Here is a 13,973-nt window from a genome sequence, read left to right as displayed (position 1 = left end):
CCGGCGGCGCTGTAACTGCAGCGCCCGCTGCTCTACACTGCCTCAACGCCACCACACGAGTCTCACCACCATGGCCGGTACCAGCCTGTTAGTCCTGCTCGACGATATCGCCACCATCCTCGATGATGTAGCCGCAATGAGCAAAGTGGCATTGCGCAAGACTGCCGGGGTGCTCGGCGACGATCTGGCGGTCAATGCGGAGCAGGTGACCGGGGTCCGCGCCGACCGTGAGCTGGCGGTGGTCTGGGCGGTGGCCAAGGGGTCCTTCAGGAACAAGCTGATCCTGGTGCCGACGGCGCTGTTGGTGTCGGTGTTTGCTCCCGTGCTCATTCCTCCGGTCCTGATGCTCGGCGGGCTGTTCCTGTGCTACGAGGGTTTTGAAAAGGTAGCCCACAGCCTGCTGGACTCGGGCGAGGACAAGGCCGCACACCGGGTCAAGCTGCGGGCGCAACTGGCCGACCCGGCCGTGGACCTGGTAAAGGTGGAGCAGCGCAAGATACGGGGCGCGGTGCGCACAGACTTCATCCTGTCTGCGGAAATCATCGTCATTACCCTGGGCACCGTGGTCGATGCCGCCCTGGGCACCAAGATTGCGGTCGTTGCCGGCATCGCCCTGCTGATCACCGTGGGTGTCTACGGCCTGGTTGCGGTGATCGTGAAGCTGGATGATATGGGTCTGCACCTGGCGGAATACGAGGGCGATGGTCCTGCTGCGGGTGGGCGGCGGGCCCTGGGTCGCGGCCTGTTGCTGTTTGCGCCGCGGCTGATGAAAACGCTGGCGGTCGTCGGTACCCTGGCGATGTTCATGGTAGGTGGAGGCATCCTCGTTCACGGCCTGGCGCCGGTCGATGGCGCGATCAAGGCCCTGACCGCGGGCGGAGCAGGCCTGCCGGTGCTGGGGCCGGTGCTTGAGCTGCTGGCCCCGACCTTCCTGGCGGCGGCGTTCGGGGTTGTAGCCGGGGCTGTGGTTATGGGCCTGATCGCCGGCGTCAGTCGCCTGCGCAGGGTCCGCGGTACCGGGGGCTGATCTCCGGCGGGCGGCTTAAGGTTTCTCTAAGAATGGGGCGTTAGAGTCGTTACCATCAACCGCCACCCGAGGCACGATGGTGAAACCCGCGACGATCGAGATCCAGAGCTGCAGCGAGGCCCCCGGTCCGCTTCCCCAGGCCATGGCCGGTGCCGGGCTGCCACTGGTCGATGCCTGCCCCGAATTCCATCCGCGGCGCGAACGGCTGGAGCAGTACATCGCATCGGTGTTCCAGGCGGCCTGGGATGCGCGCGTGCTGGGTTTCCTGCCCCTGCTCTGCAGTCTGCAGCAAGGCGAGCATTTCTCGGCCGCTCTCGGCCTGCGCAGCGCCAATCACGGTCCCCTGTTTTGCGAACAATACCTGGACCGCCCGGCACTGGAGGAGGTCGCTGCCCTGCACGGAGTCCACTGCTCGCCCGGTAATCTGATGGAGCTGGGCAACCTCGCTGCCTCGCATCCTGGCCAGGGAGCCCTGCTGTACCTGCTGGTTACCGCCGCGATCCACGACGCGGGCATTCGCTACCTGATTTTCGCCGCCAACCGCGCCGTGCGGCTCTCCATTCGTCGCACTGGTTTTACCCCGCTCACCGTCGGCCCCGCCAGGCCGGAGCGCCTGGGCCCGGCGGCGGCCTCCTGGGGCCGCTATTACGAGGGTGACCCCAGGGTCATGGTGGGGGATATGGCGCTGACCAGGCAGCAGGTGCTGGCGAAACCGGCCCTGGCGGCGACCCTGCACCAATACCACTCCTCCGTCGCCGTGCTGGCCAGTGCAATCCGCGAGCACTGCGCATGAACTCCCTGCTGCTGGCGCTGGCAGAGCGCGCTCGGCAAAGCCCCGGGGACACCGTGCTCACCGATGGCACCAGCTGCACAACGGCTGCGCAGCTGGTGGATGACATCGCGATGCTCGGCGCCCATCTGGCTGCACTGGGTATCCAGCGCCTGGCCCTCTTCGCCGACAATTCCCCTGACTGGGTGCGCCTGGATCTTGCCGCCCAGAGCCGCGGCATCTGCCTGGTGCCGGTGCCCACGTTCTTCAGTTCCGCCCAGCGCGAGCATATTTTGCGGGCGGCGGGAGTAGAAGCGGTCGCCAGCGATGTTCGCCTGCGCGACCTGCTGGGCTTGCCGGCCGGCCCCGGTGATGCGCTGCCCCGGTGCCCGGGGCTGCTGTTGGACCGGCTGCCTGCCGGCGCGGGCGGGCTGATCCCGGCGGGCACCGCCAAGATCACGTTCACCTCCGGCTCCACCGGCACTCCCAAGGGCGTCTGCCTGTCCACTGCGCAGTGTCTGAGTGTTGCTACCGCCCTGGTCGGTGCCGTCGGTCTGCGGGCGCCGCGACACCTGTCGCTACTGCCCTTGAGCACGCTGCTGGAGAATATTGCCGGTGTCTATATGCCCCTGCTCGCTGGCGGGCAGGTTGTACTGCCGCCACCGGCGGAAACCGGGCTTGCCGGCAGCTCCGGTATTGATCCGCAGCGCTTGCTGCATGCCCTCGCACATTGGCAGCCGCAGACGCTGATCCTGATACCGCAGTTCCTTGCGCTTTTCGACCAGGCACTGCAGGCAGGATGGCGCGCGCCCGCCAGCCTGCGATTCTGCGCAGTGGGCGGTGCCCGGGTGGCACCGGCGCTGTTGCAGCGAGTACGCGAGGGTGGGCTGCCGGTGTTCGAGGGTTACGGTCTGTCCGAGAGCGCCTCGGTAGTAAGCCTCAACACCCCCGGGATGGATCGTCCCGGCACCAGCGGCCAGGTGCTGCCTCACGTGCGGGTAACGGAACGCGAGGGCGAGCTGTGGGTCGAAGGTAATCGTTTCCTGGGGTATCTGGATGACCCGGTGAGCTGGCAGTCCGGGCCCGTCGCCACCGGTGACCTGGGCAGCGTCGACGCCGATGGTTTTCTCACTGTCTCCGGTCGGCGCAAGCACCTGTTGATCAGTAGTTTCGGCCGCAATATTTCCCCGGAGTGGGTGGAAAGCGAGTTGCTGGCTGACGGAATACTGCGGCAGGCGGTGGTGCTGGGAGACGATCGCCCCTGGTGCGTCGCCCTGGTGTACCCGGCGGATGCCGGCTGCAGCGACGCGGCGATCGCAGCGACCATTGCCGCAGCCAACGAACACCTGCCCGACTACGCCCGGGTGGGCGACTGGATCCGGCTTGCGCACCCGCTGGCGAGCAATGATTTACTGACCGCGAACGGGCGTCCCCGTCGCGCGCAGATAGCGGCGCATTTTGCTGCCGCCGTGGAACTGTGTTATTCCCCACTGAAGGAGTCTCAAGCCATATGACTACCCCAGCCACCGGTTTTTTCCGGCAACTGCAAGACAGTACCCGGACCGAACGCGAGGCCCTGCTCAGCACCAGTCTGGTACAGGACGCGCTCGCCGGGCGGGTCGATCGCGAGCGCTATGTGGCGTTTCTGGTGCAGGCCTATCACCATGTCAGGCACACGGTGCCCCTGCTGATGGCAGCCGGTGCCCGCATGCCCGGAGACAAGGAATGGCTGCGCACCGCGCTGGCCGAGTATATCGAGGAGGAGCTCGGGCACCAGGAGTGGATTCTCAGCGACATCGCCGCCTGTGGCTATGATGCGGACAGGGCGCGCAACAGTACCCCCAACCGGGAAACCGAGCTGATGGTGGCCTATGCCTACCACATTATTGATCGGGTCAATCCGGTGGGATTTTTTGGCATGGTGCATGTGCTGGAAGGCACCTCGATCACGGTGGCAGACAGCGCAGCCGAGGCCATCGCCTCTGCTACCGGCCTGCCGCGGCAGGCGTTTGGCTACCTGCGTTCGCACGGGGCACTGGATATCGAGCATGTGCAGTTTTTCGAGAACCTGATGAACCGTATCGAATGCCCGGAGGACCAGCGCCAGATACTGCACTGCGCGCGCCAGTTCTATCACCTGTACGCCGATGTCTATCGCAGTGTCAGTGCCGAGCAGGCACTGCAGCTGGCGGCCTAGGACTTGCCTGTGGACCTTGCGGGCAAGCGGATTGTTCTCACCGGGGCTGCGGGAGGCATTGGCCAGGCCTTCGCAAGTGCGCTGGCGGGTGCCGGCGCCCAGCTGTTACTGGTGTCACGCAGTGAAGGCGCCCTGCAGGCCCTGCGCGGCCGCCTGCCCGGAACCGGGCACGAGGTGCTGGCAGCGGACCTCGCCACCGCCGAGGGCCGCGCTGCCCTGGTCACCGCGGCCGGAGCGGCAATCGACGGCCTGATCAACAATGCCGGCGTCAGTCACTTCGGGTTGCTGGCCAGCCACAGCGAAGCCGAGCTGCGACAGACGCTGGAGCTGAACCTGCTGCTGCCTATGCTGCTGGTGCGCGACCTGCTCCCGGTTCTCAAGACCCGCGGCGGCACGATCGTGAATGTGGGTTCCGCATTTGGCAGTATCGGTTTTCCGGGGTACACCAGCTACGGTGCCAGCAAGTTCGGCCTCCGTGGATTCACCGAGGCCCTGCGACGCGAGCTGGCGGACAGCGGCGTCAGGGTCCAGTATCTGGCCCCGCGGGCTACGGACACCGCAATGAACAGCGCGGAGGTGCAGGCGATGAACCGTGAGCTGGGGAACGCCATGGATCCCCCGGAGCGCGTCGCCAGGGAGCTTATGTCCCTGCTGGCAACGAACCGCGGGGTGCGCGCTGTCGGCTGGCCCGAGCGTTTCTTCATCAAGCTCAACAGCATCTTTCCGGGCCTGGTCGATCGTGCGCTGCTGCGTCAGCTGCCGGTGGTTCGGCGCTACGCGCTGGCGGCCGCCAGCAGGCACGAGTAAACTCTGGGCATGCGTATTCTGCTGGTTGAAGATGACAGCTCTCTCGCGGCGGGCCTGCAGGCGGCCCTGAGCCGGGAGGGGTTTGCCGTCAATCATGTGGGCTCTGGCAGGCAGGCACTGGCCGCAGTGCGCGCGGAGCAGCCGGACATGGTGGTGCTGGATCTGGGCCTGCCGGATATGGACGGATTGCAGGTATTGTCGCAGCTGCGCGAAAGCAACCGCGGCCTGCCGGTGCTGCTGCTGACGGCCCGCGACGGCGCCGAGGACAAGGTAAAAGGCCTGGACCGTGGCGCCGACGACTACCTGGCCAAACCCTTTGATATGAAGGAACTGGCCGCCCGCCTGCGGGTGATTGAGCGGCGTCTGTCGGCCACCGCATCCACCAGTCGACTCCATGTCGGCAGCGTCGAACTGGATACCGCGGCCCACTCGGTTTCCGTGGCCGAGACGCCGCTGGAGCTGCCGCGGCGGGAGTACATGCTGCTGAAGGCGCTGATGGAGAGTACCGGCAAGGTACTTACCCGGGAGGCGCTGGAGAGCAGGCTTTACAGCTGGGGTGAGGAGGTGAGCAGCAACGCCTTGGAAGTGCATATTCACCACCTGCGGAAAAAACTGCCTGAGGAGTTCATCAAGACCGTGCGGGGAATAGGCTACACTGTGCCTCGACGATGAAGTCCATACGTACCTCGCTGGTCATCATGCTGGTGGCCGCGTTCACCCTGGTATCGTTTCTGGCGGCTCTCAATGGCTATCGCGCCAGCATGGAGAAGGCCGAGGAGTTGCTCGATGCCCAGCTGCGCTATGCCAGCGATATCCTCACCAGCGTTGATCCCGGCTCCAGCGCCGGGCCCGGCAGCGTCAACGGCGCCGAAGGTTTTGTGTTCCAGATCTGGGATGGGACAGATCTGCTGCTGCGTTCCGCCAGCGCCCCGTCCCGCCCCCTGACCCCGTTCACTGCCGGCTACCGTTATGTCAATTTTGCCGGCTACCGCTGGCGAACTCTCACCGTAGCCAGCGGCGAGCAGCGCTGGAGCATGGTTGCCGAGCGCGCCGATGTGCGCCATCTGCTGGCGGAAAGCGTGGTCCTGGAGTCGGTTACGCCACTGCTGTTGTGGCTGCCAGTGGCTGCGCTGCTGATCTGGGTGGTCGTGGGCTGGGGCCTGGCGCCGCTGCGGGATTTGAGCCGGCAGATCAACCGCAAGGCCAGTGACGATCTCGCGCCGCTGCAGTATGCACAACCTCCGGCAGAGCTGCGCCAGGTTATCGAATCCACCAACGGCCTGCTGCTGCGCCTGGCAGCCGCCCTGCAGCGGGAGAAACATTTCGCTTCCCACGCCGCCCACGAACTGCGCACACCCATCAGCGCGCTGAAGATCCACCTCCACAATCTGGAGGGGGAAATCGGGCCGGGCAGCAGCGCCCTGGCCCACGCCAACGCCGGGGTGGAGCGCATGCAGCACCTGGTGGAACAATTGCTGGATCTGGCCCGTACCCAGCCCGAGCTGATCAAGGCCAACTTCCACACTATGGACCTGCACGCACTGGCACAGCGGGTGACGGCGAACTGCTGGCCTGAATTCGAGGCTCGCGGGCAGTCACTGTCGCTGACGGGTGAAGGGGTGCTCATGCAGGGTGACGAGGCGATGCTGGAGATTCTGCTGCGCAACCTGCTGGACAATGCCCGCAAGTACACCCCTGCCGGCGGCGAAATCGCGGTCTTTGCCGGCCAGCGCGAGGGCAGGGTGGTGCTTGAGGTCGCTGACAGCGGGCCGGGAATACCGGAAGCCGAGCGCGAGCGCGTGTTCGAGCGGTTCTACCGGGTGGGGGAACGGTTGCAGGACGGTGTCGCGGGGGCCGGTCTGGGCCTGGCGATTGTGCAGCACATCATGCAGCTGCACGGCGCACACATCAGCCTGGGTGCCAGCCCTCTGGGTAGCGGGCTGGCAGTCACTGTGACGTTTGCCGGCGGGTCCCGGGCAAATGCGTAGCCCCGGGCGTCTGGCGCTGCTGCTGGCCCTTGCCATGGCCTGCCTGCCCGCGCTGGCAAAGACGCCGGTGTTCGAACTGGAGATCCGCGATCACCTGTTCCAGCCCGAGGAAATCCGCATTCCCGCCAACACCAAGATAAAACTGGTGGTCTACAACCGCGACCCGACGCCGGAGGAGTTCGAGAGCTACGAGCTGAACCGGGAGAAGGTGATCATGGGCGGCCGCAAGGCCAACATTTTTATCGGCCCGCTGGCGCCGGGGGTGTATCCGTTTTTCGGCGAATTCAACCCGCGCACTGCCCAGGGGCGGGTGGTGGTCGAGTGAGGAGGCGACATGTTGCTTAACTCTGTCGTTCTCGTGCTGCGGGAGGTGCTCGAGGCCGCAGTGCTGGTCAGCGTTCTGCTCGCGCTCGCACACAATGTACGCCTGCGCAGGCACTGGCTCTGGTGGGCACTGTTGTTGTCGGTGGTCTGCGTGATGGTCTATTCCAGGTCACTCGGGACCCTGACCGAGGCGCTGGATGGAGCCGGTCAGGAAGTGACCAACGCCAGCCTGCAGGGTGCTGTGTTTCTGCTGGTGCTGCCCATTCTGTGCCTGTGCGTGGCGTTTCCGCAGTCCGGCCACCGGCGGCTGCTGGGGGCGTTGATGGGTCTCGCGGTGACTTTTGCCATTGTTCGCGAATGTGCCGAGATCCAGATCTATGTGCAGGCCTTTAGCGCTGCGAGCGACCAGGCCAGGGCGGTGTGGGCCGGTAGCGCACTCGGCGCTGGTATAGGGCTGAGCGCCGGGGTTCTGGTCTACGCCGGGCTGCTGGCGCTGGCCCCGGTCGCATCGCGCCGTGTGTGTCTGGTGGCGCTGGGTCTGATAGGCGCAGGCATGGTCATGCAGGGCACGATGCTGTTGGAGCAGGTCGACTGGCTGCCCCAGGAAGCACCGCTGTGGGACAGCTCGGGACTCGTCAGTGAGCAGTCCTTCATCGGCGAATTGTTGTACGCAGTGCTGGGCTACGAGGCGACCCCGGGTGTGTTGCAGGTCACCCTGTACGGCGCCAGCCTGGTGCTGGCCGTTGCCGCCGCAGCGGCCGGCCGTAAATGGAGAATATCCCGTGAAACAACTGTCTAGAGCGACACCGGCTGTCGCATGGCTGGGCCTGCTGTGGTCCTTGCCGTTGCCAGGGTATGCCGATGGCAGCGTTATCGACAAGATTTATCATCCCTACGTCGAGCAGCTTGAGTGGGAGCTGGAGTGGCGCGCGGTACAGCAGCGCGATGATCCGGTTACCGGTGAGGCGCGGTATGAGACCCACAAGCTGGGCCTTGGCAGGGCCGTGGCGGAGTATGTTTTTGCGGAGCTCTACGTGATTGGCGAGGCCAGCGCGGAGCGCAGCCTGCAGGTGCAGGCCTGGGAAGCGGAAGTTTTGTGGCAGATGTCGGAGCAGGGGGAGTACCTGCTGGATTACGCCCTGCTGTTTGAACTGGAGCGGTCACGTGACTACGACATCTGGGAGTACTCGACCACACTGCTGCTGGAGCGGGAGCTGGGGCGATTCAGCGCTACCGCCAACCTCGGCCTCGGCTACGAGTGGGGCGACGATATCGCCGATGAGCTGGAGACCACGGTGGCGCTGCAGGCGCGCTACCGGCACTCACCGGGACTGGAGCCCGCTGTGGAGCTGTACCTCGGCGAGGACACCCGGGCACTGGGCCCGGTTCTGCTGGGGATGGCCCGCATCGGGCCGCGGCAGGCCTTGCGCTGGGAAGCCGGCGTCGTCTGGGGCCTGGATCAGGCCACCTCGGATTACAGCTTTCGCGCGGTACTGGAGTACGAGTTCTGACGCCGGGTCCAGCGCTCAGAAAGAGGAGCCGGGCTGCTGCAGGAATTCGGTTTCCTCGGCACTGGACGCGCGCCCGAGAACGCCATTGCGGTGCGGGAAGCGGCCAAAGCGGGCAATGACGACCCGGTGGCGCAGGGCAAAGTCGGCAAAGTTACCGAAAGTGTCCCGCTGCTGTTCCGGTACTCCGGCCGCCAGCTGTTGCAACAGGTCGACAGCGCGATCCTGGTGTTCCAGATTCTCGGAGTGCTCCAGTGGCAGGTAGCAGAACACGCGCTGGATGGGTCGCAGCTGCAGGTCCAGGCCGCGCTCGATACCGTCCAGGCACAGGGTGCGGGCAGCGGGGTCAAAAGCAAAGGCACGGGGAGTGCCGCGGTAGATATTGCGCGGGAACTGGTCGCAGAGGATGATCAGCGCCAGCCAGCCGCGGGCGGAGCTGCGCCAGTGGTCCAGTTTGCCGGCCCCGGCCGCGATGACTTCAGGCTCGAACCGGGCGCGAATGTCCGAATCGGCTGCCTCACTTTTACTCCACCACAGCTTGCCCTGACGCTGCGCGACGACAGCATCGTCGCCTTCGTCGCCAAACCAGTACTCGAGAATGGTATCGATGCGGTTCATCGCCGCAGTCCTTGGGTGCGCTCGATACGAATGTCGTGCACAGTCTGGGTCACCGGGGCGCCGAACTGGTTGAAGATGGCGACATCGGTGGCGTCGCGTCCATAGCCCACGACTATATAACCCTGCTCGCGCTTGGCCTGGGTGGCATCAAAGGTGTACCAGCGGCCATCGATATAGGCCTCAAACCAGGCGTGCATATCCATGGGCTCCAGGTTGTACAGATAACCTACCACCATGCGGGCGGGAATGCTGAGGCTGCGGCACAGGGCAATACCAAGATGAGAAAGGTCGCGGCAGACCCCGGACTGGCGCAGGTTGACTTCGACCGCGGATTCCGGGTACTCGCTGCTGCCCGGCAGATAGCGAATCGTTCGCCGCAGCCAGTCCTCGATTGCGGCGACCTGGTCGTAGCCCAGCAGCTGTCCCGCCGTGATTTCGCTGGCCATGTTGTAGAAGCGATCTGATTCACAGTAGCGGCTGGGCAGGATAAAGCTGAGCACGGAGTCCGGCAGGTCCTGCACCAGCACGCAGGGAGCGCCGGGAGCGACATCGATTTTGTCCTGGGTCAGGACATCCGCCGCGGTGTGGATACTGAATTCTCCCGGTGGGGCGATCAGGCGCTGGCAGTAGTTGCCGTAGCCATCGGTGAATTCCGAGACCGGCACGCTGGGGCTGATATGGTACTCCTCCCGGGCGACCCATTGCTGGGGGCCGCGACGGGGCCTCAGCATCAGCATGAAAGGGGTGGGTTCGAGGATCTCGAAGGAGAGATCACAGCTGGTGTGGAACCACATTCCGGGAGTCCGCCGCGTCAGGAGCCAAAGCGGCACTGTACCAAATCAGCCTTTTGTTTACGCGCTGTTTCTCGGCTGCTGCGGCAATGGTCGGGTCAAGCGCATCAGCTGCCCCCGTACAGCGGGGCGGCCACCGCGTCGAGGTAGTCACCGTAGCCGGCGGCTTCCATATCCTCCAGCGGGATAAACCGCATGGCCGCCGAGTTCATGCAATAGCGCAGGCCGGTGGGTGCCGGGCCGTCATTGAATACATGTCCAAGATGTGAATCTGCGTGGCGGCTGCGTATCTCTGTGCGGGTCATGAAGAACTTGCGGTCGGTTTTCTCCACCACCATGCTCTTGTCGATCGGACGGGTGAAGCTGGGCCAGCCGGTGCCGGAATCAAATTTGTCCCGGGAGGAAAACAGCGGCTCTCCGGAAACGATGTCAACGTAGATGCCATCGCGTTTTTCGTCCCAGTAGGGGTTGTTGAACGGTCGCTCGGTGCCGTCCCGGCGGGCGACCTTGAACTGTTCGTCGCTCAACTGGTTTTTCAGCGTGGCGTCGTCCGGGCGCTGGAAGGTGGCGGGATCAAAGCCCTTGCCGGCCGCATCCGGGGTAGAACCTGGCGTGATCATGGCGTTGTGCTCCGGAGTAAAGCGGGTGAAATCAATGTTGCGGTCGTCGCCCCAGACACTGTCGATAAACTGGTAGCGGCCTGAATTGAAGGTGTAGACCTTGTAGCGCAGCGGGTTTTTCTTGTAGTAGTCCTGATGGTATTCCTCCGCGTCATGGAAAGAGGCCAGGGCGGTAATTTCAATAACCACTGGCTTTTCGTAGCGACCAGTGGCAGCGAGGGCCGCCTTGGAGGCTTCGGCGACCTGCCTCTGCTGCTCATTGTGGTAGAAAATCGCCGGCCGGTACTGGCGGCCGCGATCGACAAACTGGCCCCCCGCATCGGTTGGGTCCATGAAGCGCCAGAAGCCCTCCAGCAGGCCCTCATAGCTGATCTGCTGCGGGTCGTAGTACACCTGCACGGCTTCGGTGTGCCCTGTCTGGCCTGAGGCCACCTGCTTGTAGCTCGGGCTGCTTTCGCTGCCACCGCTATAGCCGGATACCGCTTCCACCACACCGGGTATTTTCTCGAAACCCTGCTCCACACACCAGAAACAGCCGCCGGCAAAAGTCGCCACGGCCAGCCCGGGCGTGGATGGTGCGTAGCGTGAGTTGGCCTGCGCCGGGCCGATCTCTGCCGCGAGCCAGAGTGTGAGTGCCAGGGTGGAAAGCACTGATGTCAGCGTGCGTCCGGTCATCAAAGTTGTCTCCTTGGAATACGGTTCTTCTACGTGAATGCGGGCTCAGTGGATTTTTTGACAGTGGCGGAAGCCCGGAGTTCGGTCGTACCATGACAACACCTGGCTCGGGCTGGTGCCAACCACCGGCTCGCGAAACAAGAGGAGTTCAGCGTGACGATAGCCGCGCACAACCTGCCCGCCAGCATGCGCGCCATGGTGCTGGAACAACCCGGCTCGGCGCTGGTCCTGCGCGATCTGCCATTACCGGTACTGGAGGATGAGGGGCAGGTCCTGCTGCGGGTGCGGGCCTGCGGCGTCTGCCGCACTGACCTGCACCTGGTCGATGGCGAGCTGCCCGACCCGCTGCTGCCGGTGATTCCCGGCCACCAGATCGTGGGCGAGGTGGTGGCGGCACCCGGTGTGAGCAGTTTCCGGCGGGGCGACCGGGTGGGCGTGCCGTGGCTGGGTTTTACCGACGGCAGCTGTCGCTACTGCCAGCGCGGCCAGGAAAACCTGTGTCCCGAGGCGCGTTTCACTGGCTACACCCTGGATGGAGGCTATGCTGAGTACGTGCGCGCGGACGCCCGCTACTGCTTTCCTCTGCCGCAGGCGGCGTCGGATCTGTCCCTGGCGCCCCTGCTCTGTGCCGGGCTTATCGGTTACCGCACCTGGCGCCTGGCAGGTGGCAGTCGTCCGCAACGTATCGGTATTTACGGCTTTGGCGCCGCCGCCCATATCATCACCCAGGTCGCCGTGCATCACGGCCAGGAGGTTTACGCTTTCACCCGGGAGGGTGACGGCGAGGCACAGGCGCTCGCGCTGCGGCTCGGCGCGGTGTGGGCCGGTGCCAGCAGCTCTCCGCCGCCCGAAGTACTGGACGTCGCACTGGTGTTTGCGCCCACGGGCGAACTGATGGTTACCGCCCTGGAGCATGTCGATCGCGGAGGCACCGTAGTGAGTGGCGGGATCCACATGAGTGATATCCCGTCCTTCCCCTACAGCCTGCTCTGGCAGGAGCGCAGCCTGACCTCCGTCGCCAACCTGACCCGGGCGGATGGAGAGGAATTCCTGGCGCTGGCGGCCGCCATTCCGGTGCGCACGGAAGTGACGACCTACGCACTTGAGGACGCGAACCAGGCGCTGGCGGACCTGCGCCACGGCGCGTTCACCGGCGCCGCGGTACTGCTGGTCTAGGGGCTATTTCAGCAGGGATCCCAGCAGGCCGCGAAACAGTTTCCGGCCCAGGCTGCTGCCGGCTGCGGAGCCCAGGCTGCGCACCATGCTCTTGACGAGAGCTTCGCTGGTACTCTGGCGGCTGCTGCTGCGCTTTTTCCCGGTGCCGGCCCGGGTCGCCAGTGCTTCCTTCTCTTCCGCGGCCTGGCGCGCAGCCGTGCGCTCGAGCAGGATTTCGTGTGCTGACCTGGGGTCCACTGGGTCCTTGTACAGGCGCTGGTTGGGGTCGTGGGCGAGAATCGCTGTGCGCTCTGCCGCAGTTGCCGGTCCCATCCGGGAACCGGGCGGTCGCACCAGCACCCGTTGCACCGGGGAGGGAATGCCCTTGGCCTGCAGGGTGGAAACCAGCGCCTCGCCCACGCCGAGTTCGGTAATCGCGGTTTCGGTATCCAGTTCGGGGTTCTCGCGGAAGGACTGCGCCGCGACGCGCACCGCCTTCTGTTCCTTTGGTGTGTAAGCGCGGAGGGCATGCTGGATCCGGTTGCCGAGCTGGGCCAGAACTGCGTCGGGTATGTCACTCGGGCTCTGGCTGATGAAATAGACGCCGACGCCTTTGGAACGAATCAGGCGCACCACCTGCTCGATTTTCTCCAGCAGCGCCTTGGGCACGTCGCGGAACAGCAGGTGAGCCTCGTCAAAGAAGAACACCAGTACCGGCTGCTCGGGGTCACCCAGCTCCGGCAGTTCCTCGAACAGCTCCGACAACAGCCACAGCAGGAACGTGGAATAAACCCGCGGATTTTGTATCAGGGTGTCCGCTGCCAGCAGATTGATCACGCCGCGGCCGTCGCGGGTAGTCTGCATGAAGTCTTTCAATTCCAGCGAGGGTTCGCCGAAAAACACCCGGCCTCCCTCGCGCTCCAGCATCAGCAGGCGCCTGAGGATGGCGTTTACCGACGCCTTGGCGACGCCAAACCCCGGGCCCAGCTCGGCACTGTGTTCTCCGAGGTATTCGAGCGTGCTGCGCAGGTCCGCGAGGTCCACCAGCAGCAGGCCCTCGTTGTCGGCAAATTCAAACACCACGGTCATGACGCCTTCCTGGGTGTCGTTCAGGTCCAGCAGGCGCGACAGGAGCTGCGGCCCCATTTCGGTGACAGTGGTGCGCACTGGCGTGCCGAGCTTGCCAAACAGGTCCCAGAAGGCGACTGGATAGCCGCGCTGCTGGTAGTTCTCCATCCCGATAAACTGCACCCGTTCGTCGATCTTGGGATGTGGTTTGCCAGCCTGGCTTATCCCGGAAATGTCGCCTTTTACGTCGGCCATGAAGACCGGCACGCCGAGGTCGGAGAAGCCTTCCGCCAGGCATTGCAGGGTGACCGTCTTGCCAGTGCCCGTCGCCCCGGCGATCAGGCCGTGGCGGTTGGCGTAGCGAGGAATGAGGCCGACCTGGCCGGCGGCGTTGCCGCCGATGAGAATGCTATCTGTCATTGCGTA

15 protein-coding genes are annotated in these 13,973 nt (G+C 64.9%); 11 read left to right on the top strand and 4 right to left on the bottom strand.

Annotation, left to right across the window (positions count from 1 at the left end):
- The first annotated feature begins 70 nt into the window (after nt 1-70).
- The 10 genes from RJQ10_RS18480 to RJQ10_RS18435 all read left to right on the top strand — a co-directional run bounded on the left by RJQ10_RS18480 (nt 71) and on the right by RJQ10_RS18435 (nt 8,623).
- Nucleotides 71-1,027, top strand: coding sequence for a DUF808 domain-containing protein (locus tag RJQ10_RS18480; protein WP_350148891.1), 957 nt, complete (start codon nt 71-73; stop codon nt 1,025-1,027).
- A gap of 76 nt (nt 1,028-1,103) precedes the next feature.
- Entirely contained in the window at nt 1,104-1,820 is a 717-nt protein-coding gene (locus RJQ10_RS18475; protein WP_350148889.1) for a thermostable hemolysin, read from the top strand.
- Complete coding sequence (locus tag RJQ10_RS18470; protein WP_350148888.1) at nt 1,817-3,310, top strand: AMP-binding protein; 1,494 nt, start codon at nt 1,817-1,819, stop codon at nt 3,308-3,310. The genes RJQ10_RS18475 and RJQ10_RS18470 overlap by 4 nt, the downstream gene beginning before the upstream one ends.
- A complete protein-coding gene (locus RJQ10_RS18465) occupies nt 3,307-3,993 on the top strand; it encodes an iron-containing redox enzyme family protein (protein ID WP_350148886.1) in 687 nt (228 codons plus the stop codon). Before RJQ10_RS18470 ends, RJQ10_RS18465 begins: the two co-directional genes overlap by 4 nt.
- Before the next feature lie 9 nt (nt 3,994-4,002).
- On the top strand, nt 4,003-4,800 hold the full coding sequence (locus RJQ10_RS18460) for an SDR family oxidoreductase (protein WP_350148913.1): 798 nt from the start codon (nt 4,003-4,005) through the stop codon (nt 4,798-4,800).
- A gap of 9 nt (nt 4,801-4,809) precedes the next feature.
- Nucleotides 4,810-5,472, top strand: coding sequence for a response regulator (locus tag RJQ10_RS18455; protein WP_350148885.1), 663 nt, complete (start codon nt 4,810-4,812; stop codon nt 5,470-5,472).
- Nucleotides 5,469-6,788: a sensor histidine kinase gene (locus RJQ10_RS18450; protein ID WP_350148883.1), complete on the top strand. Its 1,320-nt coding sequence runs from the start codon at nt 5,469-5,471 to the stop codon at nt 6,786-6,788. The genes RJQ10_RS18455 and RJQ10_RS18450 overlap by 4 nt, the downstream gene beginning before the upstream one ends.
- On the top strand, nt 6,781-7,113 hold the full coding sequence (locus RJQ10_RS18445; protein ID WP_350148881.1) for a cupredoxin domain-containing protein: 333 nt from the start codon (nt 6,781-6,783) through the stop codon (nt 7,111-7,113). Before RJQ10_RS18450 ends, RJQ10_RS18445 begins: the two co-directional genes overlap by 8 nt.
- 9 nt (nt 7,114-7,122) lie before the next feature.
- Complete coding sequence (locus RJQ10_RS18440; protein ID WP_350148879.1) at nt 7,123-7,911, top strand: FTR1 family protein; 789 nt, start codon at nt 7,123-7,125, stop codon at nt 7,909-7,911.
- Nucleotides 7,895-8,623: a hypothetical protein gene (locus tag RJQ10_RS18435; protein WP_350148877.1), complete on the top strand. Its 729-nt coding sequence runs from the start codon at nt 7,895-7,897 to the stop codon at nt 8,621-8,623. The genes RJQ10_RS18440 and RJQ10_RS18435 overlap by 17 nt, the downstream gene beginning before the upstream one ends.
- A 15-nt stretch (nt 8,624-8,638) precedes the next feature.
- On the opposite strand, the gene RJQ10_RS18430 is transcribed toward RJQ10_RS18435, so the two are convergent.
- From RJQ10_RS18430 to msrB, 3 genes are all read right to left on the bottom strand, one after another.
- Nucleotides 8,639-9,238: a DUF924 family protein gene (locus RJQ10_RS18430; RefSeq protein ID WP_350148875.1), complete on the bottom strand. Its 600-nt coding sequence runs from the start codon at nt 9,236-9,238 to the stop codon at nt 8,639-8,641.
- Nucleotides 9,235-10,032, bottom strand: coding sequence for a transglutaminase domain-containing protein (locus tag RJQ10_RS18425; RefSeq protein WP_350148873.1), 798 nt, complete (start codon nt 10,030-10,032; stop codon nt 9,235-9,237). The genes RJQ10_RS18430 and RJQ10_RS18425 overlap by 4 nt, the downstream gene beginning before the upstream one ends.
- A 104-nt stretch (nt 10,033-10,136) precedes the next feature.
- Complete coding sequence (gene msrB / locus RJQ10_RS18420) at nt 10,137-11,324, bottom strand: peptide-methionine (R)-S-oxide reductase MsrB (protein ID WP_350148871.1); 1,188 nt, start codon at nt 11,322-11,324, stop codon at nt 10,137-10,139.
- Between the two features lie 153 nt (nt 11,325-11,477).
- Between msrB and RJQ10_RS18415 the strand changes: the two genes are divergently transcribed.
- A complete protein-coding gene (locus tag RJQ10_RS18415; RefSeq protein ID WP_350148869.1) occupies nt 11,478-12,500 on the top strand; it encodes a zinc-dependent alcohol dehydrogenase family protein in 1,023 nt (340 codons plus the stop codon).
- Nucleotides 12,501-12,503: 3 nt separating this feature from the next.
- On the opposite strand, the gene RJQ10_RS18410 is transcribed toward RJQ10_RS18415, so the two are convergent.
- Nucleotides 12,504-13,967, bottom strand: a complete 1,464-nt coding sequence (locus RJQ10_RS18410; protein ID WP_350148867.1) for a helicase HerA-like domain-containing protein — start codon at nt 13,965-13,967, stop codon at nt 12,504-12,506.
- Nucleotides 13,968-13,973: the final 6 nt, after the last annotated feature.

The organism is Haliea sp., from assembly GCF_040222615.1.
Lineage (GTDB): Bacteria > Pseudomonadota > Gammaproteobacteria > Pseudomonadales > Halieaceae > Haliea.
Note: the sequence above shows the minus strand (reverse complement) of the source record. Positions and strands in the feature narration are given on the sequence as shown.

Excerpts from the sequence above, each read along its gene's own strand:
- RJQ10_RS18480 (WP_350148891.1), top strand. The coding sequence starts at position 71 with ATGGCCGGTACCAGCCTGTTAGTCCTGCTCGACGATATCGCCACCATC.
- RJQ10_RS18475 (WP_350148889.1), top strand. The coding sequence starts at position 1,104 with ATGGTGAAACCCGCGACGATCGAGATCCAGAGCTGCAGCGAGGCCCCC.
- RJQ10_RS18470 (WP_350148888.1), top strand. The coding sequence starts at position 1,817 with ATGAACTCCCTGCTGCTGGCGCTGGCAGAGCGCGCTCGGCAAAGCCCC.
- RJQ10_RS18465 (WP_350148886.1), top strand. The coding sequence starts at position 3,307 with ATGACTACCCCAGCCACCGGTTTTTTCCGGCAACTGCAAGACAGTACC.
- RJQ10_RS18455 (WP_350148885.1), top strand. The coding sequence starts at position 4,810 with ATGCGTATTCTGCTGGTTGAAGATGACAGCTCTCTCGCGGCGGGCCTG.
- RJQ10_RS18450 (WP_350148883.1), top strand. The coding sequence starts at position 5,469 with ATGAAGTCCATACGTACCTCGCTGGTCATCATGCTGGTGGCCGCGTTC.
- RJQ10_RS18445 (WP_350148881.1), top strand. The coding sequence starts at position 6,781 with ATGCGTAGCCCCGGGCGTCTGGCGCTGCTGCTGGCCCTTGCCATGGCC.
- RJQ10_RS18440 (WP_350148879.1), top strand. The coding sequence starts at position 7,123 with ATGTTGCTTAACTCTGTCGTTCTCGTGCTGCGGGAGGTGCTCGAGGCC.
- RJQ10_RS18430 (WP_350148875.1), bottom strand. The coding sequence starts at position 9,238 with ATGAACCGCATCGATACCATTCTCGAGTACTGGTTTGGCGACGAAGGC.
- RJQ10_RS18425 (WP_350148873.1), bottom strand. The coding sequence starts at position 10,032 with ATGTGGTTCCACACCAGCTGTGATCTCTCCTTCGAGATCCTCGAACCC.
- msrB (WP_350148871.1), bottom strand. The coding sequence starts at position 11,324 with ATGACCGGACGCACGCTGACATCAGTGCTTTCCACCCTGGCACTCACA.
- RJQ10_RS18410 (WP_350148867.1), bottom strand. The coding sequence starts at position 13,967 with ATGACAGATAGCATTCTCATCGGCGGCAACGCCGCCGGCCAGGTCGGC.